Origin of the sequence: Rhodococcus sp. IEGM 1366, assembly GCF_033142425.1 — a bacterium.
Lineage (GTDB): Bacteria > Actinomycetota > Actinomycetes > Mycobacteriales > Mycobacteriaceae > Rhodococcus_F > Rhodococcus_F globerula.
The window spans coordinates 772,793-795,501 of record NZ_JAWLRZ010000001.1 but is presented as its reverse complement, the minus strand read 5'-3'; the positions used below and the strand labels follow the sequence as shown (position 1 = coordinate 795,501).

The 22,709-nt window shown below is 62.1% G+C and carries 19 protein-coding genes; 8 read left to right on the top strand and 11 right to left on the bottom strand.

Annotation, left to right across the window (positions count from 1 at the left end; translation table 11 throughout):
• Positions 1 to 15 precede the first annotated feature (15 nt).
• On the top strand, positions 16 to 912 hold the full coding sequence (locus R4P64_RS03865) for an oxygenase MpaB family protein (RefSeq protein WP_033235360.1): 897 nt from the start codon (positions 16 to 18) through the stop codon (positions 910 to 912).
• Positions 913 to 982: 70 nt separating this feature from the next.
• Here the strand turns inward: R4P64_RS03865 and R4P64_RS03860 are convergent, their stop codons facing one another.
• The gene (locus tag R4P64_RS03860; RefSeq protein ID WP_033235359.1) at positions 983 to 1,279 is read right to left on the bottom strand and encodes a putative quinol monooxygenase; all 297 of its coding nucleotides are present in this window, start codon (positions 1,277 to 1,279) and stop codon (positions 983 to 985) included.
• Positions 1,280 to 1,412: 133 nt separating this feature from the next.
• Between R4P64_RS03860 and rraA the strand changes: the two genes are divergently transcribed.
• Entirely contained in the window at positions 1,413 to 1,889 is a 477-nt protein-coding gene (gene rraA / locus R4P64_RS03855; RefSeq protein WP_033235436.1) for a ribonuclease E activity regulator RraA, read from the top strand.
• A 15-nt stretch (positions 1,890 to 1,904) separates the two neighbouring features.
• On the opposite strand, the gene R4P64_RS03850 is transcribed toward rraA, so the two are convergent.
• The gene (locus tag R4P64_RS03850; RefSeq protein WP_033235435.1) at positions 1,905 to 2,132 is read right to left on the bottom strand and encodes an RNA-binding S4 domain-containing protein; all 228 of its coding nucleotides are present in this window, start codon (positions 2,130 to 2,132) and stop codon (positions 1,905 to 1,907) included.
• Positions 2,133 to 2,219: 87 nt separating this feature from the next.
• Here R4P64_RS03850 and lysX point away from each other — a divergent pair, with 87 nt between their 5' ends.
• From lysX to R4P64_RS03835, 3 genes are all read left to right on the top strand, one after another.
• Entirely contained in the window at positions 2,220 to 5,576 is a 3,357-nt protein-coding gene (gene lysX / locus R4P64_RS03845; protein WP_033235358.1) for a bifunctional lysylphosphatidylglycerol synthetase/lysine--tRNA ligase LysX, read from the top strand.
• Positions 5,577 to 5,587: 11 nt separating this feature from the next.
• The gene (locus tag R4P64_RS03840; protein ID WP_317819343.1) at positions 5,588 to 6,460 is read left to right on the top strand and encodes an alpha/beta hydrolase; all 873 of its coding nucleotides are present in this window, start codon (positions 5,588 to 5,590) and stop codon (positions 6,458 to 6,460) included.
• Positions 6,461 to 6,521: 61 nt separating this feature from the next.
• Positions 6,522 to 7,385 carry a hypothetical protein gene (locus tag R4P64_RS03835; RefSeq protein ID WP_317819341.1) on the top strand — a complete coding sequence of 288 codons (864 nt, stop codon included), beginning with the start codon at positions 6,522 to 6,524 and terminating at the stop codon, positions 7,383 to 7,385.
• Here the strand turns inward: R4P64_RS03835 and R4P64_RS03830 are convergent.
• Positions 7,360 to 8,631, bottom strand: a complete 1,272-nt coding sequence (locus R4P64_RS03830; protein ID WP_317819339.1) for an HNH endonuclease signature motif containing protein — start codon at positions 8,629 to 8,631, stop codon at positions 7,360 to 7,362. The two genes, R4P64_RS03835 and R4P64_RS03830, sit on opposite strands and share 26 nt — an antisense overlap.
• 200 nt (positions 8,632 to 8,831) lie before the next feature.
• On the opposite strand from R4P64_RS03830, the gene R4P64_RS03825 reads away from it, so the two are divergent.
• Positions 8,832 to 10,586, top strand: coding sequence for a glycoside hydrolase family 13 protein (locus R4P64_RS03825; RefSeq protein WP_317819337.1), 1,755 nt, complete (start codon positions 8,832 to 8,834; stop codon positions 10,584 to 10,586).
• Positions 10,552 to 11,151: a histidine phosphatase family protein gene (locus tag R4P64_RS03820; protein WP_233364803.1), complete on the top strand. Its 600-nt coding sequence runs from the start codon at positions 10,552 to 10,554 to the stop codon at positions 11,149 to 11,151. Before R4P64_RS03825 ends, R4P64_RS03820 begins: the two co-directional genes overlap by 35 nt.
• 6 nt (positions 11,152 to 11,157) lie before the next feature.
• Here the strand turns inward: R4P64_RS03820 and R4P64_RS03815 are convergent, their stop codons facing one another.
• The 6 genes from R4P64_RS03815 to R4P64_RS03790 form a co-directional block, all read right to left on the bottom strand.
• On the bottom strand, positions 11,158 to 12,147 hold the full coding sequence (locus R4P64_RS03815; protein WP_033235355.1) for an ABC transporter ATP-binding protein: 990 nt from the start codon (positions 12,145 to 12,147) through the stop codon (positions 11,158 to 11,160).
• The gene (locus tag R4P64_RS03810) at positions 12,147 to 13,244 is read right to left on the bottom strand and encodes an ABC transporter ATP-binding protein (protein ID WP_317819332.1); all 1,098 of its coding nucleotides are present in this window, start codon (positions 13,242 to 13,244) and stop codon (positions 12,147 to 12,149) included. The genes R4P64_RS03815 and R4P64_RS03810 overlap by 1 nt, the downstream gene beginning before the upstream one ends.
• Complete coding sequence (locus tag R4P64_RS03805) at positions 13,241 to 14,335, bottom strand: ABC transporter permease (RefSeq protein WP_230590249.1); 1,095 nt, start codon at positions 14,333 to 14,335, stop codon at positions 13,241 to 13,243. The genes R4P64_RS03810 and R4P64_RS03805 overlap by 4 nt, the downstream gene beginning before the upstream one ends.
• Positions 14,328 to 15,284, bottom strand: coding sequence for an ABC transporter permease (locus tag R4P64_RS03800; RefSeq protein WP_033235352.1), 957 nt, complete (start codon positions 15,282 to 15,284; stop codon positions 14,328 to 14,330). The genes R4P64_RS03805 and R4P64_RS03800 overlap by 8 nt, the downstream gene beginning before the upstream one ends.
• A gap of 111 nt (positions 15,285 to 15,395) precedes the next feature.
• A complete protein-coding gene (locus R4P64_RS03795; RefSeq protein ID WP_317819329.1) occupies positions 15,396 to 17,012 on the bottom strand; it encodes an ABC transporter substrate-binding protein in 1,617 nt (538 codons plus the stop codon).
• Positions 17,013 to 17,204: 192 nt separating this feature from the next.
• On the bottom strand, positions 17,205 to 18,800 hold the full coding sequence (locus R4P64_RS03790; protein WP_116104245.1) for a Na+/H+ antiporter: 1,596 nt from the start codon (positions 18,798 to 18,800) through the stop codon (positions 17,205 to 17,207).
• Positions 18,801 to 18,846: 46 nt separating this feature from the next.
• On the opposite strand from R4P64_RS03790, the gene R4P64_RS03785 reads away from it, so the two are divergent.
• On the top strand, positions 18,847 to 19,167 hold the full coding sequence (locus R4P64_RS03785) for a UBP-type zinc finger domain-containing protein (protein WP_317819326.1): 321 nt from the start codon (positions 18,847 to 18,849) through the stop codon (positions 19,165 to 19,167).
• A 71-nt stretch (positions 19,168 to 19,238) separates the two neighbouring features.
• Here the strand turns inward: R4P64_RS03785 and R4P64_RS03780 are convergent, their stop codons facing one another.
• The gene (locus tag R4P64_RS03780) at positions 19,239 to 20,861 is read right to left on the bottom strand and encodes an ABC transporter substrate-binding protein (protein WP_033235349.1); all 1,623 of its coding nucleotides are present in this window, start codon (positions 20,859 to 20,861) and stop codon (positions 19,239 to 19,241) included.
• Positions 20,862 to 21,035: 174 nt separating this feature from the next.
• Positions 21,036 to 22,661: an ABC transporter substrate-binding protein gene (locus R4P64_RS03775; protein ID WP_317819324.1), complete on the bottom strand. Its 1,626-nt coding sequence runs from the start codon at positions 22,659 to 22,661 to the stop codon at positions 21,036 to 21,038.
• Between the last annotated feature and the right edge of the window lie 48 nt (positions 22,662 to 22,709).

Genomic DNA, 22,709 nt, shown 5'->3' with positions numbered 1-22,709 from the left:
CATGGGAGTGTTCACATGAAGCGCTACGACCTTCGCGCGCGCACAGATCAGCTCGATCCCGAGACCGACTACGAAGAGATGTCTCGCATTCTTGCTGCTCAAGAGTTTCCCTGGGACATCAACCAGGCCCTCAGTTTTGCGCTGTTCCGCACCTACGCGGTGCCGTCGATCGGCAAACTGCTCTTCTCCACGGGTGAATTCACCGACCGGGTCCAGAAACGGTACGACGACACCAGCCTCATTCTCGACGCCGTCCTCGAACACGGCCTGGGCAGCGACCAAGGTCGATCGAGTGTTCGCCGGATGAACCAGATGCACGGCTCGTACGACATCTCCAACGACGACATGCGATACGTGTTGGCTACTTTTGTCGTCACTCCGGTGCGCTGGCTCGAATCGTACGGTTGGCGCCCGTTGACGCCCAACGAAATAGCCGGATCCACCTTCTATTACCGCGAACTCGGCCGTCACATGAACATCAAGGACATGCCAACGACCTACGACGGATTCGCGAAGCTCTTGGACGAGTATGAGCGCGAACACTTTTCGTTCGATCCGGGTGCCAGGGCGGTTGCCGACTCCACACTGGAACTCATGTGTACGTTCCCGCCCAACAACCTAGCGCCGAAGCCCCTGATCAAGGCATTCGCCTACTCACTCATGGACGATCACCTTCTCGAAGCGTTCGGGTACAAGCGCCCACCTGCGGTGGTTCGTGCGCTCTCCAGGGGCGCACTCAAAGCACGCGGCCGCCTGCTGCGATTCTTCCCACCGCGCACCGCCCGGAAATTCGCCCGCGATCTTCCGAATATCCGCAGCTACCCAGCCGGCTACAAGGTCGACCAACTGGGAACCTTTCCCACGGGGTGCCCCGTCAAGCACGTGAAGCCGAGTGAACAAGCCCAAGCGTGACGTGGCGGTAAGACAAGAATGGGGCGCTTCCTTCGGCACAGTTCGCGAAGGAAACGCCCCCCAAAAAAAATCAGATCGCGGATTCCAGTTCGTACTTACCCAGACCGGGCGCACCGGCAAGAAGTGGTCCCAAATCCTTGATAGCTCCCGGACCCGCGCGCCATTCGCGGTAAGCGGCATCAGCCTCGGCAGACGCCCACTTCTCGACGCACAACCAGTGCGTTTCGTCCTCGGCATCGATCACCACGTCGACGCCTTCGCAACCCTCGAAAGCACGGGTTTCAGCCAAAACTCGCCCGAACACCTCGCGCGCGGTATCAAGGCTCTCCTTCTTCAACCGCACATCCAAAATCGCGAAAATCGTCACAGAACACTCCTAGTCGTCAACTGCAGTGAATCGAATAATTCAAGGCCACGTTATCGGAAGCACATTCCGCTGACGGTGTGATCGCGTGAAGTTGAAGGAAGCTTTTGTCGCTCTGCCGACTATTCTGTCGTGCATGACCGAGCCTGTAGCCACTGCTGACCTTGCCGACGAAATTGGACCAGACATCCGTAGCTGCGACACGCAGTTCACTGCGTTCGGTGGCCGTGAGGTTTTTGCCGGCCCCATCACCACCATCAAGTGCTTCCAGGACAACCTGCTGGTGAAGCAGACCCTCAGCGAACCGGGCAACGGCGGTGTCCTCGTCGTCGACGGTGATGCGAGCATCCACACCGCACTGGTCGGCGACATCATCGCCGGCCGCGGAGTCGACAACGGCTGGGCCGGAGTGATCGTCAACGGTGCCGTCCGTGACTCCGCAATCCTGCGCACCCTCGACATCGGCGTCAAAGCGCTCGGCACCAACCCACGCAAGAGCACACAGACCGGTTCCGGCGAGAAGAACGTGCCCGTCGAAATCGGCGGCGTCACCTTCAATCCCGGTGAGATCGTCTACAGCGACCAGGACGGGGTAGTCGTCCGCGAAAGCTAGAAGTAGAGCTCGAGATCAGGCGGGAGCTTCCACCTTGGCGGCCATCCCGCCGATCTCGACTACATCACCGTCGCGCAGCTGACGACCACGACGGTCCTCCACCTCCCCGTTGACCGACACCATGCCGTCGGCGATGACTTCCTTGGCTTCTGCGCCGGATTCGATGAGGTTGGCGAGCTTGAGGAACTGGCCGAGACGGATCATTTCGTCGCGGATCGGTACTGCGGGGATGTTGGCGCTCATGGCAATCATTCTGCTCCTCGCACAAAACCGGACACGAACGGCCACACTGAACAGTGAGACTGATCGACCGGTATGGGAGGACGCTCGATGGCACCTATCAGCGAGATAACGGATACAACCGCGGAGTTGGTTGAAACTCCGCCGGAGAATCCGCGAAAGGCACGCCGCTTCCAGTCGGGACGGCTGAGCCAGGTCCCGCATATCTCGGGCTTGATCCTCGGAGTCTTCTCCGTCCTCGTCTTCCTGTGGAGCCTGTCGCCGACGCTGCGTCATATCGTCCGGGTCCCACGCGAATACATCGACAACTACTACTTCGACGCACCGGATACGAGCTTGTCGTGGGCGCTCGTCGTCGGTCTTCTTGCTGCCGCACTAGCCAGCCGCAAGCGCATCGCGTGGTGGCTGTTGACGGTCTACCTGTCCGTGATCGCTCTGAGCAACATCTTGTTCACGTTCACCGACAAAAATCCGAATAATGCCGTAGCTGCTGTCGTACTGCTGGTCGTCATCGGAATTCTGATCGCGGCCCGTCCCGAGTTCTACACCCGCGTACGACGCGGAGCCGGCTGGAAAGCACTCGGCGTACTGATCGGCGGTTTGGCGATCGCCACCCTGTTGGGCTGGGGACTGGTCGAACTCTTCCCAGGCACACTTCCGGAAGATCAGCGTTTTGCGTGGGCGCTCAACCGTGTCACCGCTGCAGCGGCGGTCGACAACGAAGTCTTCGACGGTCATCCGCATGCCTTCGTGAACACGATCCTCGGTCTCCTCGGTGCTATCGCACTCCTCGCTGCCGTCATCACGCTCTTCCGCGCCCAACGTTCCAACAACGCACTCACCGGCAACGACGAGTCCGCGATCCGCGGGCTCATCCAAGGTTTTGGCGCCGACGATTCCCTCGCCTACTTCGCCACCCGACGCGACAAAGCCGCGATCTTCGCTCCGAGCGGCAAAGCCGCGGTCACCTATCGCGTCGAGATCGGCGTCTGCCTGGCCAGCGGCGATCCGATCGGCGACCCCGAAGCCTGGCCGCACGCCATCGAAGCGTGGCAGGACCTGGCCTCGAAGTACGGCTGGGCAACAGCCGTCATGGGTGCCAGCGAAACCGGTGCAACCGCCTACAAGCGGGCAGGACTCAACGTCCTGCAGCTCGGCGACGAGGCCATCCTGCGTACCCGCGAATTCAATCTCAACGGACGCGACATGCGCCCCGTTCGACAGGCAGTCACACGCGTACGACGCGGCGGCGTGACCGTCCGGATGCGACGCCACCGCGACGTGCCCCCGGTCGACATGTCCGCCGCCATCGTTCGCGCCGACGACTGGCGCGACACCGAAACCGAACGTGGCTTCTCCATGGCACTCGGCCGACTAGGCGATCCACTCGACGGCGACTGCCTCCTCGTCGAAGCCGTGATGGACGAAGGTACCGACGACGAGTCCGTCGTCGGCATGCTGTCGCTCGTCCCGTGGGGGGCAAACGGAGTCTCCCTCGACCTGATGCGTCGTAAGCCGACGGCACCCAACGGTGTTGTCGAGTTGATGGTCTCCGAGCTTGCCACGCGCTCCGACGAATTCGGCATCGTTCGGGTCTCACTCAATTTTGCAGTGTTCCGCTCCGTGTTCGAGGAGGGCTCGCGCATCGGCGCCGGACCGATCCTGCGTATCTGGCGATCGGTGTTGGTCTTCTTCTCCCGTTGGTGGCAACTCGAGGCTCTGTACCGCTCCAACGTGAAGTATCAGCCGGACTGGGAACCGCGCTTTTTGTGCTTCGAGGACAATCGCGAACTCCCGCGCGTCGGATTCGCGTCGGCGATCGCCGAGGGTTTTGTTGTTCTCCCCACCTTCAGTCGCAGATCGAGCAAGGCCACCAAGCACACCGGAATTCACGAAACGCTGCCTGCTGCACTGGTCACCGCCGAAGGCATTCACGCCGACGGCAGCCTGCCGGACTCCGCACCGGCGATGGCAGCACCGGGACCGCGGCGACCCGAGCAGGTTCGCGTGCGAATGAACAAACTGGCGACGCTCGAGGGCGAAGGCATCAGCGCATATCCCGTCGCCTACCCTCCGACTCACACGATCGCCGCGGCAGCACAGTCACCGGAAGGCACCCGCGTACGCATTGCCGGACGAATCCTGCGGGTCCGCGACTACGGCGGTGTTGCATTCGCCGACGTGCGTGACTGGTCCGGCGACATTCAGGTATTGGTGGACCAGGATCACGTCGGGCGCGAGAAGTTGACGGAGTTCGCTGCCGAATTCGATCTCGGCGACCTGATCGAGGTCAGTGGAACCATTGGTCGCAGCCGTAAGGGTGAACTGTCGCTGATCGCGCTCGAATGGCGCATGAACGGCAAGTGCCTGCATCCGTTGCCGGACAAGTGGAAGGGCCTGTCGGATCCCGAAACTCGCGTTCGTCAGCGGTACCTCGACATCGCCCTCAACCCGAAGGCCCGCGACCTACTCGAAGCCAGAAGTGCCGTCGTCAAGTCGCTGCGTGATTCACTCGGCAACCGTGGGTTCCTCGAAGTGGAGACGCCGATCCTGCAGCAGGTTCACGGCGGCGCCAACGCCGCACCGTTCCTGACGCACATCAACGCGTACAACCTCGATCTGTACCTGCGCATCGCGCCCGAGCTGTACCTGAAGCGGTTGTGCGTCGCCGGTATGGAGAAGGTGTTCGAGATCGGTCGCGTGTTCCGCAACGAAGGTGTCGACTTCAAACACAACCCCGAATTCACGATCCTCGAGGCGTACGAAGCGCACAGCGACTACGAGGGCATGATGCGGATGTGCCGCGAGCTCATCCAAGCTGCGGCTGTGGCGGCTTTCGGGCGCGAGATCATCATGCGGCCAGGACCCGACGGCGAACTGGTCGAGGTCGACATCTCCGGCGAGTGGCCCGTCAAGACGATGCACGGCGCCGTTGCCGAAAAACTCGGCGTCGATGTCTCTCCCGAGACAAGCCTCGAAAAGCTGCAAAAACTGTGCGACGACAACGAAATCCCGTATCAGTCCAACTGGGACGCGGGCGCCGTGGCACAGGAAATGTACGAGCACCTGGTCGAGGACTTCACCGAGTTCCCGACGTTCTACACCAATTTCCCCACCTCGATGTCGCCGCTCACCCGTCCGCACCGCAGCATTCCCGGTGTCGCCGAGAAGTGGGACCTGGTGGCGTGGGGAGTGGAACTCGGCACGGCATACAGCGAGCTGACGGACCCCGTTGATCAGCGCAATCGCCTCACCGAGCAGTCGATGCTCGCGGCCGGCGGCGACCCGGAGGCCATGGAGTTGGATGAGGAATTCCTCCAAGCTCTCGAGCACGCAATGCCGCCGACGGGTGGACTCGGAATGGGCGTCGACCGTGTTGTCATGCTGATCACCGGCGGCAGCATCCGCGAAACCTTGGCGTTCCCCCTCGCGAAACCACGCCAGTAATCGAGGCACTGATGCCGGGACTGTTCCACGTGAAACCACCGGGCGAGTTGATGACGGTCGGCGGGGACAGCCTGCATGTGCTCGTAGAGGGCGACGGACCTGCCGTCGTCCTCTGCGGCGGACTGGCCGGCAACTGGTTCGACTGGGACGACTGCGCGCGCAACCTCAGTCTCGACCACACCGTAGTCCGGTTCGATCGGCCGGGCTTCGGACTCAGCGAACCTTCCGCCCAAATCCCAACCGTTCGCGGCGAAGCGCAGCGTATCGCCGACGTTCTCGATGCCGTGGGAATCACTGAACCAGCTGTGGCAGTGGGTCATTCGATAGCCGGTTTCTATGCCGAGGGTTTTGCGAGGCTGTTTCCCGAGCGAGCAGCGGGCATCCTGCTCCTCGATTCGAGCGCCGAGAAAAACCCGAAGCGGCTCGTCCCGCGCAACCTCCTGCTCACGGCCTCACACCTGGCCGCTGCAACCGCCAGTACCGCTGGGCTGCAACGACTTCTAGGCACCACCACCCGAAAGATTCTCAACCAATCCGTGCCCCCGACAGGCCCGTCCCACACAATGGCCGAATGGGTTGGGCACATCTACCGCAAACCGCACTATCTCGAAGCCGCCATGATCGAATATGTCGCCTACACCGATATGGCGATGGAGCTCAACAAGTTACGCGAGTCCGAGGATCACCGACTGCCGGACATCGGCATCAGCGTCGTAGCCGCCCACACCGGCCACTCGACCCCGTGGTCGGTGTCCTGGATGGCCAAACAACAGCGGCTCGCAACATACCTGGGCGGGCGCTTCCACGTCCTGCGTCCCGCCCACCATCACGCGATGATCGATCAGCCCGAAAAACTGGCGGAGCTGATCCGGTCCGTCACATGAGAATGATATTCTCATTTTCATGGTCCTCGCGAACGGCTCGTCGCCACAGGTGCTTGCAAGCATGAAAACCTTCACCTCCGACTTCGGGCTGGCCTCGTTCCAGCCGACGCCGGAGCGCTCGCTGATGCGCGCCGATCTCACCGACAAACTGCGGTCACACGGGGGCCAGGCTTCCCTGGGAGTCCTGGTCACCGTGGCGGATTATGTGACCTCCGACCCGGCATTGGTGGCCTGTCGGCCCGATTGGACTGCAACCCAAGATCTCTCACTTCATTCAGCCGGTCCACTCACCGAGGGACCGATCGTTGTCGACAGTAACCTCGTGCGCATCGGCAAGAAGACGATCATCGTCTCCGCCGATGTCTACGACGGCCACGGCCTTACCGACCTCCGTGCGCTGGCCGACGCAATCGACTCGGGCAGCGGACCCACCCTCGCAGCTCGCGGACTCGTCACCTTTGCCCGCATTCCCCGTTCTGCCGCGGGGGACGCCGATTCGTACACCCCGGACCAGTGGATCGGCACACTCAGGGAGCATCCGACCCAAGCGGTCGAGGGAACGATTTACTCCCGATTGGGAATGCGTGTCATCGATGCTTCGGCCGGCGTTCTCGAACTCGATCTCACTCCGTTTGTGGTCAATCAGATCGGCACGATCATGGGCGGCGCGCAGGCCCTGCTCGTAGAGTCGGCAGCCCAGGCTATGCGGCCCGAGCTGGTTGCAACAGATATGCAGATGCACTACCTGTCGCAAGTCCGAACCGGACCAGCGCGGTCCTACGGCACGGTGATCCGCGACGCCGCGGATCACGCAGTACTGAGCATCCAGCTCGTCGACGCCAGTGCGGACGACCGGCTGCTGGCATTGGCAACGGTGACTCTCCACAAGCCCAACCGTCTTACGCAGCCCAACCGTCCAGAATGACGCTGACTGCGTGATTCAGGCGGAGAGCGTCGCCGCCCCAGTCGGGCACTATCGCATCGTCGGCGATCTCACCGCTGAGCAATCGATCCGCGAAACCCACTGATGGCGGCGCCGGTTCCATCACCGAACCGCCACGAAGCCGGAACTCGAATTGTTGCTCTCCAATCGCAGTAATCATGAACTCATCGCGGTGCAACGCTCGATGGCACGTGCCGCACAACATGATCAGGTTGTCGAGATCCGTCTTCCCACCAGCACGCCAGAATCGAACGTGATGAGCGTGTAGGAAGCGCGTGCGTCCGCATCCTGGTGTGCGGCAACACCCGTCGCGGTACATGAGCGCAGTCATCTGCTTTGCACTGGTAATGCGGGTACGCCGACCCAGGCTGAGCATGCACTTCTGCTTGGTGGTTGCGGCCCGCACTCTGGCGTCACACAGCACTTCGTCGGCGTCAGCGTCCTCGAGCGCGGGCCCACCGGACACGCGTACAACCTTCTCCTCACGTAGAAACACCACTTCGGCTGGGCGGGTACGTTTGCCGGCATCCGTTGCTACCGCGAGGATGTCAGCCATTGCGACCAGCGCCGGACCGATGTTGCGCAGTGGGCGCCGCACCGTATTGGCAGCCGGTGGCTCTTCAGGCTCTACGGATTCCCCAGTTTCTTCAGTGGTGCGCGTGCGATCCCGCTCCGCATTTGCCAACGCCGCCAATACCTTTGCACCGTCTTGCGCTGCGAGGCGTCCCCGGAAAACGAAGTCACCAGTGTCCGGATCCCAGTGCCACCGGGTTTCGAACCGGTCCAGCTTCGGCTTGCCCTGATCATCGCTCGTCGCCTTACGTAAGCCGGCAACAAGACGGTCGATCTGGCCGGACGGAGCACTCGTGCCGAGGCGCACCATCTGTTTGTCGTTGAGCGGCGTGGCGACACGAGTCAAAGATCGGACTTTGGAATAGGACAAGCGACCTTCTTCAAACGCAGCACGCATGTTCGGCAGCGTGGTGAGAGCTTTTGCAACCCGGACATATTCGCGCCCGGTATGCTGGCTGAGCCCACACTTCCAGGACAGCCAATGGGCGCACGAATGCAGGCCAGGCCCCGTCCAGCCGCGAGTCTCGTCGAATCGCGCCACCAAAGTCAGAAATCTGGCGGTAGCTGCCGCAATATGTCCGGCAAGTGCGCAGATTTCGGTACCGAGCCGGTCGGCTGTATCCCGATCTGTTGTCGCAGCACCATCCCTGGTCACGCCTCTATCCCTGGTCACGCCGCTGTCTGTTTTCGTCATGATGTCCCCCCACCGTTACGAATGTGCGTCGACAGTAGACGCGGGTACCGACAGGTTTGCCGAAAACGTCCCCGCGGGGACGTCTCGACCTCGAAACCTCGAGCTTCTCACTCAACAAGACTGCCGAAATTTGGCCGCACTCAACCTGTTAGAACGGAAGGGTGCCCCACGAATCCCCGAATCTCACCCTGCCCGACAACACCTTCCGCGACAACGAATGGTGGCGCAGCGCCGCGATCTACCAGGTGTACATCCGCAGCTTTGCCGACGGCAATGGTGACGGCGTCGGCGATATCGCCGGAATCCGAAATCGCTTGAGCTATCTGGCAGAGTTGGGCGTCGATGCCATCTGGGTCAACCCGTGGTACCCGTCGCCGATGGAGGATGCGGGCTACGACATCTCCGACTACCGCAGCATCGAACCGTCATTCGGCACAATGGAACAGGCCGAGGCCATGATCGCCGAAGCCCATGATCTCGGGATGCGCGTCATCCTCGACCTGGTGCCCAACCACGTCTCCGAGGCGCATCCGTGGTTCCAGGAAGCCCTGCTCGCGCAGCCCGGTTCGGCCGAGCGCGACCGGTTCCACTTCCGCCCGGGCAAAGGTGCGGCAGGTGACGAGGCACCTAACGACTGGGTCAGCTCCTTCGGCGGTCCCGCGTGGACGCGCGTCAAGGATTCGGACGGCAATCCAGGTGAGTGGTACCTGCACCTCTTCACACCCGGACAGCCGGATGTGAACTGGCGCAACGCGGATATCCGCGGCGACTTCGAGACGACGTTGCGGTTCTGGTTCGACCGTGGTGTCGACGGATTCCGCATCGACGTCGCCCAGTCACTGTGCAAAGACGCGGATCTGCCCGACCTGAACGGGCTGACCTACCCCACGCCGGTCCCCGCCGACGGTTCCGAACCGGTGGAGCATCCGCACTTCGACCGCGACGAAGTCCACGACATCTACCGTTCCTGGCGAGCGGTGGCCGACAGTTACGATCCGCCGCGCGTATTTGTCGCCGAAGCCTGGGTGGGCAACCCCGCACGCCTCACCCGTTACCTTCGCCCGGACGAACTCCACAGCGCCTTCAACTTCAACTTCCTGCTCGCGCCGTGGAACGGAGCGACGCTGCGCAGCGTCATCGACACCACGATCACGTCGCATGCTGCGGTGAATGCATCTCCCACCTGGGTACTGTCCAACCATGACGGCGTCCGTCATCTTTCCAAATATGCGAGGCCGCAGACAGATTCGCGCACCTGGTTCCTCAGCCAGATCCGCGACATCCCCGGCGACTTCGAACTCGGCGAGCGGCGGGCACGCGCCGCGGCGATGCTGATGCTTGCACTCCCAGGCGGGGTTTACATCTATCAGGGCGAAGAACTCGGCCTGGCCGAGGTGGAAGACATTCCGGACGATCAGTTGCAGGATCCGATCTGGAAGCGGACCGGACACCGCGAGCGTGGCCGCGACGGCTGCCGTGTTCCGCTGCCGTGGTCGGGCGACACCGCCCCGTACGGCTTCAGCCCCCCGAACGCCAACCAGGCGCCGTGGCTGCCGCAGCCGCAGGGTTGGGCTGAGCGAACCGTCGAGTTCCAGACGGGCAAGGCCGACTCCACTCTCGAGCTCTACCGCAGCGCGCTGTCCCTACGCCGCAGCCTGTCGGCGCTGGCCACCGAGCCGCTGACTACCGCGACGCTGACCTGGATGAACGACGACAACGATCAGGTGCTGGACTTCCGGCGCGGCAGTGCGCTGCGCTGCGTCGTCAACACGTCTTCCGAGCCAATCGCGCTTCCCGACGGTGACGTTCTGCTTGCCAGTGGTCCACTACCCGGCAACGGCACGATCCCCGCCGACACGGCCGTCTGGCAAGGTGTCCCGTGTGCAACTACTCCTGATCCGACACGCGCTCCCTGAACTGGCAGAGGTCACCGAGGGTCGTGCTGATCCCGCGCTGACAGACGAGGGCCACGCCCAGGCACACCGGCTGCCTGCGGCGTTGGCCCCGTACCGGATCACGGGACTCTTCAGCAGCCCACAAAAGCGTGCTCTGGAAACCGCGGGTCCGGTATCGGACGTTCTCGGACTCCCGGTCACCGAGCTTGCGGGTCTGGCCGAGTACGACGCCGAGCAATCCCACTACATTCCGATGCACCAGGTCTTGGAGCGAGCACCACAGACCTACGAGCGCATCAAAGCCGGTTGGCTACCCGAATCGATCGACGCCGACGCATTCCGCACTCGTGTCCTCGGAGCGATCGACGACATCGTGGCGTCAACGGACAACGACGCCACCGTGGCGGTGTTCTGCCACGGCGGCGTCGTCAATATCGTTCTGCAGGAGTTACTCGGCCTGGAGCGTCCGCTGACGTTCCCGATCGAGTATGTCTCCGTCACTCGTATTCTCGTGTCCCGCAACGGTAATCGACGGGTTGCGTCGGTCAACGAAACAGGTCACGTCCGAAACATGTTGCGCGTCTAGCTCAACTCACACGTTGTGGCACGCCACCTGGTGTCCGCCGTCTACGAGTCGTAGCTCCGGAACTTCCTCGGCGCAGCGATCCGTGGCGAGAGGGCACCGGGTGCGGAACCGGCAGCCGCTCGGCGGGTTCAGCGGCGACGGAAGTTCGACGACCTTCTGGTCGACGTTCTGCGCCGCAGTCACCGTTGCGTCGGGATCGGGGATCGAGGACAGCAGCAACTGCGTGTACGGATGCAGCGCACGGTTCTGCATGTCTTCTGCGGGAACGATTTCGCAGACGCGGCCCAAGTACATGATCATCACGCGGTCGCTGATGTTCTTCACAACGGCCATGTTGTGCGCGATGAAGAGCAGTGACAGCCCGTGCCGCCGCTTGGCATCCTCGAGCAGGTTGAGGATCTGTGCCTGCACCGAGACGTCGAGACTGGAGACGGGTTCGTCGCAGATCAGCACCTTGGGATCGAGCATCAAAGCTCGTGCGATGCAGACACGTTGGCACTGACCGCCCGACAATTCGCGAGGGGTGCGATCCCAGACCACGTCGGGGTCGAGGCCGACCTCGGCGAGGACGGCGCGGGCGCGGGCCTCGATTGCGGCCTTGTCCTCACCACCCCAGATCGACGGTCCTTCGGTCACGAGCGCCTTGACCTTGCGGCGCGGGTTGAGCGAGGAAATCGGATCCTGGAAGATCATCTGCAGCTGAGTACGGCTGCGACGCAACTCTTCCGAGCCCAGCTCCGTCATCTCCACGTCACCGAGCCGGATGGACCCCGATGTCGGCGAGGGCAACTGCATGATGGCTCGCCCGGCGGTCGATTTACCGCAACCGGATTCGCCCACCACGCCGAGGGTTTCACCCGCAGCGACGGTGAAGCTGATTCCCGAGACGGCGTGAACTGTCTGTCCCTTGCCGACATTGAACTCGACAACCAGATCTTCGACCGTCAATGCGTCGTCGAGCTTTACCGGCTTCTTGGTATCGGTTGCTGCAGTCATCAGACCATCTCCTTCACTGCGAGCGAGAGGCCCGCTGCGGTCTTGCCGGCCTTCTCGTTGGCTACCAATGCCGCTGTGCCCTCAGGGGTGTCGACGGGGAAATGGCACGCAAACGAGTGGCCGTCGGACGTGCTGTCGCCCGGTCCGCCGAGCGCGAGTGCCGGGTCGCCGGTCAGGCAGTCGTCCTGCGCGTACTTGCAGCGTGCTGCAAAGCGGCAACCGGTCATCGGCTTTGTCATGTCCGGCAGTCCACCCGGAATGGTTTGCAGCACGGTGTGCGTCGGCGATTCGAGTCGCGGAATCGCGGCCATCAGCGCTTCGGTGTACGGATGCCGTGGACGCGAGAAAAGCTCTTCCGTCGCCGATGTTTCCACGACGGAACCGGCGTACATGACGGCGACGCGATCGGAGCGTCCCGACACCACGCCCAGGTCGTGACTGATGAGAATCACGGCCATGTTGAGCTTGTCGTTGAGCGAGGCGAGCAGATCCAGGATCTGCTTCTGCACCGTCACGTCGAGAGCCGTCGTCGGCTCGTCCGCGATCAGCAGCTTCGGCTCGCAGGCCAAAGCCATTGCGATGACAACTCGCTGGCGCATACCACCGGACAGCTCGTGGGGGTACTGATCGAGGCGGCGCTTGGGCTCCGGAATTCCCACCATCGACAGGAGTTCAGCGGCACGGTCACGGGCTGCGTCCTTCTTGAGTCCGAGATGGAACTTCAAGGATTCGGTGATGTGCGTGCCGATTCGCTTGAACGGGTTGAGGGACGTCATCGGATCCTGGAAGACCATGGCGATCTCCGGGCCCCAGAAGTGCTTCATCTCCGACTTTTTCATCGTCGACATGTCGCGGCCCGCAAACGTGACCGTTCCGGTGATGTCGAGTGCCGGACCCTTCTCCAGCAGACCCATGATGGTGCGGCCGAGAACCGACTTGCCGGAACCCGACTCACCGACGATGCCAAGAGTCTCACCCTCGGAAACGTGGATGGACACACCGTCGACGGCCCGCAGTTTGCCTCGGGGAGTCGCAAATACGGTTCGGATGTTGTCCGCTTGCAGCAGCGGTACGCCATTTGTCACTGAAGTGGTCACAGCTTGCTCCGATACTTCTCACCGATGAGGTTGAACGAGAACACCGTCAGGAAGAGGAAGACGCCGGGCACCAAAACGATGAACGGGTGCTTCTCCACGATGCCGCCCTGGCCTTCTGCAATCATGTTGCCCCACGTGGGATCCGGCTGAGCGATACCAAGTCCGAGGAAGCTGAGCGATGCTTCCGCGACGATCAGGCCGGACACGGCGACGAGGCCGAGTGCTGCGACGGGAACCAGAACGTTGGGTACCAGTTCGCGCCAGATGACTCGCCATTTGGTCGCACCCATTGCCCGGGCAGCGAGCACGAACTCACGTTGGGCGACCACTATCGTATTCGCTCTTGCTATTCGAACCATGCTGGGAATGCAGAGAATCGACAGTGCGAGCGTGATGTTGCGCAGGTTCGACGTGAGGACAGCAGCCAGCGCGATCAGCAGAACCAGGGACGGAATTGCGAGCAGCGAGTTGGTGAGGATCCCGACTACCGCGTCGATCTTGCCGCGGAAGTACCCGGCCATGACGCCGATCGTGCCGCCGATGACGATACCGATGAGCACCGCGCAGATTGCGACGGTGAGCGAGGCACGCGCTCCGTACAGCGCGCGGGCCAGGAGATCGAGACCGAAGTTGTTGGTACCGAGCGGATGCTCCGAGAGCAGGCTCGGAGGTGCAAAGCCGGGCTCGGCCAAAGTCTTGACCGTGTCCTTGTATTCACCGAGCGGCAGGAGCGGCGCGACGATGGCCGCAACAACCAGCGCTACGAGCCAGATGCAGGCCAGCCAGTACGACAGGTCGAATTGGCTCCCCCACCTGGCGATACCGATCTTCCCCAGTCCCTTGAACAGGAACACGAGCGAGGCCAGGCCGATGACGATACGAACGATCATCATGATGCCGGACCCGAAGAGGGCGGTGCCGAGCAGAGCGATACCGACGACGGTCAGGATCGTGCCGATCAGGACCAGATTCTTCGGCTTCTCCAGCGTTTCTATCGGACCGGGCGCAAGCAGGACGGTCTGCTGCCGATATGTCATCACCTCGGACGGGGCCGGCGCGGGGGCCGCTCCGTCGGGCGTCACTTCAGACATGGACACGACGACTCCTCGGGTCAAGATAGGTGTACAGAACGTCGATCGCACTGTTGACGACCACGTAGATGACGGCGATCACGACCACCGCACCCAACAGCATCGGCGAATCGCCTTGTTGTGCAGCCCGAACGATGAGTGTGCCCATACCGGGCAGCGAGAACAGTGTCTCGACGATGACGGTGCTGCCGATCATGCCGCCGAGTGCCAGACCCATCATGGTGATGAGCGAGAACGACGACGGCCGCAGTGCGTCACTGAACAGGACGCGCAGCGTGGGCATGCCCTTGGCCTTCGAGGCGAGGATGTAATCCTCACGCAAGGTGGTCACGAGGTCGCTGCGCAGAACGCGGGTGAACATCGCCATCTCGAGCAGACTGATGGTGATTGCGGGAAGTATTGCGTGCGATAGGTTTCCGGAGATGCTGTCCCCGATTCGCACCCACTGCGAGCGCGGGAACCAACCCAACCAGTTCACCGTCACCATGATGAGGAGCAAACCGGCCAGGAAGCTCGGAATCGAGAGAACTCCGAACGTTGCGGCGCTGATGACGCGGTCGATGACGCCACCCTCGTGATGTGCCGACCACAGTGCGAGCGGAACGGCGACAACAAGAGCGATGACAAGACCCATCACTGCAAGCTGAACGCTGACCGGGAGAGCCGAGCCGATTGCGGAGAGAACTTCCTGCTGCGGCGGGACCAGCGAGGTACCGAGATCACCGGTAAGGGCGCTCGTCAGCCAGTCCCAATAACGAACCAGGAGTGGATCGTTGAGTCCGAGTTGCTGGCGCATTTCCTCGTATTCGGCGGGGGTACGACCCTCACCCAATACCGCGACCGCCGGGTCACCGGGGATCAACGACGCCAGCACGAAGGTTCCGAAACTGACGATGAGGAGCACAATGACGAGCTGGCCCAACTTCTTACCGATTGCGCCGATGTTCATAGATTTCGTCTCCTTCGGGCAGCCAACTCGCAATTCACAGCAATTCCTCGTATCTCATTCGTCTCGGTTAACGTGTCCGGCCCCGCGAGGGCCGGACACGTGTAGGTCGAGTCAGGACTTCCAAACGCTGTCGAACAGCATGATTCCGTCGATGCTCTGCTTCAGGCCGTGAACGTTCGTGTTCCACACGTCCAGCGTCGGGACGTTGCCCCAGACGATCCACGGCACCGTCTCGGTGGCGCGTTCCTGAATCTTGGCGAGAACAGCCTTCTTGTCCTCGTCGTTGGTGGCAACACCGAGCTGATCGAGAAGGACGTCCATCTCGGCGTCGGCGTAGTTGGTGACGTTGTTACGGCCACCGGACTTGATGCCCGTGTACAGACGCTCGAACGGGTCTGCCTCGGACAGTGAACCGGCTGCGGTGCTCATGTCGTAGTCACGGTCGACGTACATCCGCTTGACCAGATCGCCTGCGCCGGTGACGTACTCGATCTGCGTGTCGAAACCGACTGCGTTGAGCATTGCCTGCACGCCGAGCGCAGTCGACTGTGCGGACGGCTCCTGGATGGAGAGGAAGGTGACCTTGCCGTCGAAGCCGTCTGCCTTGGCCTGATCGAGCAGTTCCTTGGCCTTGGCCGCATCCACACCGGTCGGAGCGACGTCGTTGTGCCAGCGGGAGGTGTCCTGGAAGATCACCTGTCCGGGAAGGCCCTTGCCGTTGTTGACGCGGGTGTTGAGGGTTTCGGGGTCGATCGCCATTGCCATTGCCTGGCGCACACGGAGATCCGAACCGGGGCGACCTTCGGCCATGTTGACGTTCGCGATGTAGCCGAGCGACGGGATGTCGATGAAGCCCGGATTGCCGTTCTCGATCAGATCGAGGATCGGGGTGAGCGTACGCATGTACGCCGCGTCGATGCCACCGGTCTTGAGAGCCTCGGCAGTGGGCTGAGCTCCGACGATGCTGATGAGCTTGAGCTTGTCGACCTTCGGTGCGCCGCCGAAGTAATCGGGACGGGCAGCGAGCAACAGCTCTTCGTTGGGAGCAAAACGCTCGAGTGTGAATGCGCCGGCGCCGATCGGCGTGAACTGATCACCCTGCTGCGCAGCCGGAGCGACGATCATGCCGGGACCGGTAGAGAGCATCGATTCGATACCCGTCCACGGGTCGACGAGGTTGAAGACAACCGTCGACGCATCCGGGGTGTCCATCGAGGCAACCTTGGCTGCCCACAGGCTCGACTGCGCTGCCTTGTTGTTGACGTAGCGGTTGATGCTGTCGACAACTGCCTTGGAATCGAGAGATGTTCCGTCACTGAACTTGACGCCGTCACGAAGCTTCAGCGTCCACGTCTTGCTGTCCGAGCTCGGCTCGAGGGACTGCGCCAACTGCGGAACGAATGTCTTCTCGATGGGGTCGTAGCGCATCAGCACGTCGTAGATCGCGCTGAGCTCACTGCCACCTGTTGCGCCGGCAACCTGGATCTTCGCCGGATCGAGCGATGTCACTGCGGAATACCCGCTGAACGTCAGCGTCCCACCCGTGGTCGGGGTGCCGGGCTCGGCCTGTTCGTTGACCAATCCGATCTTGAGCGCGGAACCCGACTCGACAGATTCACCGCCGCCGCTCGACCCGTTGTCGGCGCACGACGCCAGGAACATACTTGCGGTGATCGCCAGCGTGACCGCAGCTAATCTGCGATGCCCGCGGCGGGAACTACGACTCATTCTGATGCCTCCAAGGCAGGAAAAACTGTGACTTCTTGTTGAACAAGAAACAGTGTGTGATGCGACGCACAGAATGGTTCGAACGAGTCCCGCTCAGTGGAATTGGTTAAGTTGCGGTCCTCAACGGTTATCTAAATCGTCCTGGCCTGCGCATTCCGTCAAACCAAAGAGACCTATCGGTCTAGTCCCGATCTAGTCCCGATCCAAGGTCGCTTCCTCCAGATCCAGCTCACGTAGTACCTTCCGTAGGACCTCGTCATCGATGCGGCCGCCATCGCGTTCGGCAATGAAAACCGTCCGCTCGGCGTCGATCATCTCGAGACGCAAAGCCCGGAATGCCGCCGACGGGCTCTCCCCCAGATCGTCGTCGCTACGCCCCAGCCGCTCCCACGCCGAATTGGCTCGGTGCGTGTTCCAGGTCCGCAGGATGTCCGCCGCTCGATCCCGCACCGCGGGCACACCTCCGTCCTGCTCGGCAACCAACTCGTCCAGCCGCGCTGCTGCTGCCCGCGCCGCCTTGTCCTGCGCCGCCGCCTCCGCTCTCGCGTCGGACTGCGCTTCCTCCCCCTGAACACCGAGCGTGCGGATAACCCACGGCAACGAAAGACCGTGCAGGAGCAATGTTCCGACCACGACGACAAATGTCAGGAACAAGATCAGCGAACGCCCGGGGAACTCCTCACCGCTGTTCACCGTCAAGGGAATGGCAAATGCTGCTGCCAGCGACACGACTCCGCGCATCCCTGCCCACGACACGACAAATACCGACCGCACCGACACGTCCGGTTCCCGCGCGCGGATCCGCGGCGACAACCACCGCGGCAGGTACGTGGCCGGAAAAACCCACGCAATCCGCACAACCACAACGGTCGCGAGCACCGCAATGGACGCCCACACCACCATCGAGGTGCTGTACCCCTGCAATCCGCTCACAACACTGGGCAATTGGAGCCCGATCAACAAGAACACAAACGACTCGAGAATGAGGTCGACGGCCTTCCACACCGCCGTATCCTGCAGGCGTGTTGCATAACTGGCCCGGGTGGAGCGCTGACCCAGGAACAGTCCGGCCACCACCACGGCAATGACGCCCGACGCATGAATCTCTTCCGCAGCCAGGTAGGTGAAGAACGGCACCACCAAGCCGATTGCACTCTCCATCACCGGATCGCGAAGTTTGCCACGCACTTTGGAGATCACGAACCCCACCGCAAGCCCGATCGCCGTTCCGCCGACAGCGGCGATCACAAACGTCTCGAACCCGCTCGCCAATGTGGCACCCGTGCCAACGGCCGCCGCCAAGGCAACCTTGTACGCCGTCAGGGCGGTGGCGTCGTTGAGCAGGCTCTCACCGCCCAGGAGTGTCATGATCCGACGCGGCAGTCCAAGCCTGCGTCCGATTGCGCTCGCCGACACCGCATCCGGCGGCGCCACAATCGCACCGAGAACCAACGCCGCGGCAATCGAGAACTCCGGCACGATCAGATACGCGACCAAGCCGACCGCTGCGGTCGTCGCGAGGGGCAGACCCACCGCGAGCAACCCGATGGGACGCAGATTCGATCGCAATGCCAGATATGAACTGTCCAACGCCGCCGAGTACAGCAACGGTGGTAACACCACGAACAGAACAAGATCCGGATCGAGCTCGAGATCCGGTACGCCGGGTATCTGACACGCGATCAACCCGAAGACCACCAGTATCAACGGCGACGACAATCCGAATCGACGCGCAACCGCTGCGACCAGCAAAGCCGCTACTACAACCCCCAGTAATATGCCGTTCACTCTGGCAGCATGCAGGATCGGCGGCCACCGTGCACTATGGATGGTGATGAAAAAAATCCTGAAGCGCGTCGCCGCCCGCACACCGGCACCCGAACCGGTGGCAAGCGGTTGCGAAGAATTGGCTGAAACGCCCGAAACCGACCCGGCCGCTTTAACTCCCGGCGTCTGTCAAGAATGCGCCAAGCTGGGCGAGGACAACTGGTCACACTTGCGAATCTGCCTCACCTGCGGACACGTCGGATGTTGCGACTCCAGCCCGCACCAACACGCCACCAATCACTATCGCGAGACCGGACACCCCGTGATGCGGTCCCACGAACCTGGCGAGTCCTGGCGCTGGTGCTATGTCCACGATCTGATGGGTTAAATACACCGAAGCCGGAGATGCAGTGCGCATCTCCGGCTTCAGCTTTGCCGTACTCAGTTATTCACGTTCCGTCAGTTGGTCTTCCACGCCTCGTCGAAGAACATGATTCCGTCGATGCTCTGCTGGACACCGTGAACGTTCTTGGCCCACACGCCAAGCCACGGCGTGTTGCCGAGGATCTGCCACGGCACAACCTCAGTGGCGCGTGCCTGGATCTTGGCCAGGACCTCTTTCTTCGCGTCATCGGACGTCGCGACACCCAACTCGTCGAGCAGCGTATCCATCTGAGCGTCGGAGAAGCTTGTTGCGTTGTTACGTCCACCGGTCTTGAGGTTCGAGTACAGACGCTCGAACGGATCGGCTTCCGGAAGGTTGGCGGAGCCGGTCGACATGTCGAAGTCGCGGTCGACGTACAAACGCTTGACGACGTCGGCAACCGAGTTGACGTACTCGATCTGGAAGTCGAAACCAACGGCATTTGCCATCGACTGCAGCGCGAGAGCCATCGCCTGAGCCGAATTCTCCTGCATTGTCAGGTACGTGATCTTGCCGTCGTAACCGTCAGCCTTGGCCTCGTCGAGAAGCTGCTTGGCCTTGGCCGGGTCGACACCGATCGGAGCCTCGTCGTTGTGCCAGCGCGAGCTGTCCTGGAAGATGACCTGCCCCGGTAGGCCCTTACCTTCGTTGAGTCGGTTGTCGAGTGCAACGGGATCCGTTGCCAGAGCCAGTGCCTGACGCACGCGCACGTCGGCGCCCGGGCGACCCGGAGCCGTGTTGAGCAGTGACAGGTACGACAGCGACGGGATGTCGACGTAGCCCGGGTAGCCGGAGTCGATGAGGTCGAGCACGTTCGGCAGTGATCGCATGTACGCGGCATCTGCGCCGCCACTCTTGAGCGACTCGCTCGTGGCCTGCGAACCGACGATGCTGATCATGCGCAACTTGTCCACGTTCGGGGCACCCGCGAAGTAATCCTCACGAGCGTCGAGAATCAGCTCCTCGTTGGGAGCGAACTTCTCGAGTGTGAACGCACCCGCGCCGATCGGCGTGAACTGATCACCCTGCTGCGCGCTGGGCGCAACGATCATTCCGGGGCCGGTGGCGAGCAGCGACTCGATACCCGTCCACGGGTCGACGAGATTGAAGACAACCGTCGACGCGTCCGGCGTGTCGACCGACGCGACCTTCGACGCGTACAGGCTGGACTGCGGTCCCTTGTTGGTGACGTATCGAGCCAGGCTCGACGACACTGCCGCAGAGTCGACCTGCGTGCCGTCACTGAACTTCACACCATCGCGCAGCTTGAGCGTCCAGGTCTTGAAATCCGAACTCGGCGACATCGAGTTGGCGAGCTTCGGAACGAACTTCTGCGACGTGGGATCGTAACGAAGCAGGGTGTCGTAGATCGCCCCGAGCTCCGAGCCGGCCACCGAGCCGGCAATCTGTGTCTTCGAGGGATCGAGACTTGTCACCGCGGAGTATCCACTGAATGTCAGCGTTCCCCCCTTGACCGGATCGCCCTCGTTCGTCGATGCGTTGACGGGACCGATCGTCAGAGCTGAGCCGGACTCGGGTGCGTCGCCGCTGCCGCCGTCCGCTCCACTGTCGGCACACGAAGCCAAGAACAAACCGGCGGAAACAGCCAGTGCGACTGCTGCGACCTTTCGACTGCCGCGCCTAGAACTGCGACTCATTTACGAACCTCCAGATCGGACCTTCAACTGTGATGTGATGCGAAGCTGTCACAGTTTGTGACCTAAGGCACAAGTATTAATTCTCAGTCCCACTCAGTGGAAAGTACGAGGCCAATGGCCTGTGCGCCTTTCTGGCAGTGGGGGCTACCAGAAAGGCGCACGGGAGCGTAGCCCCTACTTCTTCCACACCTCGTCGAAGAGCAGAATCCCGTCGATACTCGGCTGAAGTCCGTGCACATTCTGGTTCCACACGTCCAAAGCCGGTCCGGTGCCCCACACCTGCCACGGCAGGGTTTCGTTGGCGCGTTCCTGAATCTTCACGAGGACGGCCTTCTTGTCGTCGTCGCTGATTGCAACACCCAACTCGTCGAGCAACTGATCCATTTCGGCGTCCGAGTAACCCGTGGTGTTGTTACGCCCACCGGTCTTGAGGCCCGTGTAGAGACGTTCGGAGGGGTCCGCCTCGGTGAGGTTGAGAGCAGCGGTCGCCATGTCGTAATCGCGATCGGCATACATCCGCTTGACCAGGTCACCGACGTTGTTGACGTTCTCGATCTGGACGTCGAACCCGACGGCGTTGAGCATGGCCTGCACAGCGAGTGCCGTGGCCTGCGCCGACGGCTCCTGCATGGTGAGGTAGCTGATCTTGCCGCCGTAACCGTCCGCCTTCGCCTGATCGAGCAGTTCCTTGGCCTTGGCCGGATCCACACCGATCGGAGCGACATCGTTGTGCCAGCGAGACGTGTCCTGGAAGATCACCTGACCCGGAAGTCCCTTGCCGTCATTGGCCCGGACATCAAGGGTGGCCGGATCGACGGCGTATGCCATCGCTTGGCGCACACGCAGATCCGCTCCGGGTCGACCAGGGGCCATGTTGACGTTTGCGATGTAGCCGAGCGAGGGAATGTCGATGAATCCCGGGTAGTCGGACTCCACCAGATCGAGGATCGGCCCCAACGTTCGTATGTACGCGGCGTCGATGCCACCGGACTTCAACGCCTCGGAGGTGGGCTGTGCACCGAGAATGCTGACCATCTTGAGCTTGTCGACATTCGGCGCGCCGCCGTAGTAATCGGGACGAGCAGCGAGCAGCATTTCCTCGTTGGGAGCAAACTTCTCGAGCGTGAACGCACCGGCGCCGATCGGCGTGAACTGATCACCCTGCTGCGCAGCCGGAGCGACGATCATTCCGGGGCCGGTGGAGAGCATCGGCTCGATTCCCGTCCAGGGATCAACCAGGTTGAAGACGACCGTCGTTGCATCCGGCGTGTCCATCGAGGCGACCTTGGCAATCCACAACCCCGACTGCGGTCCCTTGTTGGTCATGTACCGGTTGATACTCGCCGTGACGGCCTGCGCATCGAAAGGTGTTCCGTCGCTGAACGTCACACCGTCGCGCAGCTTCAACGTCCACGTTGTGCTTTCCGCATTCGGCTCGAGCGACTCCGCCAACTGCGGTTCAAACGTCTGCTCGATGGGGTCGTATCGCATCAGCACGTCGTAGATTGCACTGAGCTCGCTACCACCGGTGGAGCCGCTCACTTGGGCCTTGGCCGGATCGAGCGTCGTCACCGGCGAGTAGCCGCTGAACGTGAGAGTACCGCCCTTGGTGGGCGATCCGGGATCGGCCTGCTCGTTGACCATTCCGATCTTCAACGACGACCCGGAATCAGCCGACTCGCCTCCGCCCCCGCCCTCGTTGTCGTCATTTCCAGCACATGATGCAAGGAACAAACTTGCGGTGATCGCCAGTGCGGCAGCTGCCGCGCGGCGACTACCTGATCGGGAATTGCGGCTCATCGAAACCTCCAGGTCGGTCGTACAACTGCGGTGTGAAGCGAAGTTCTC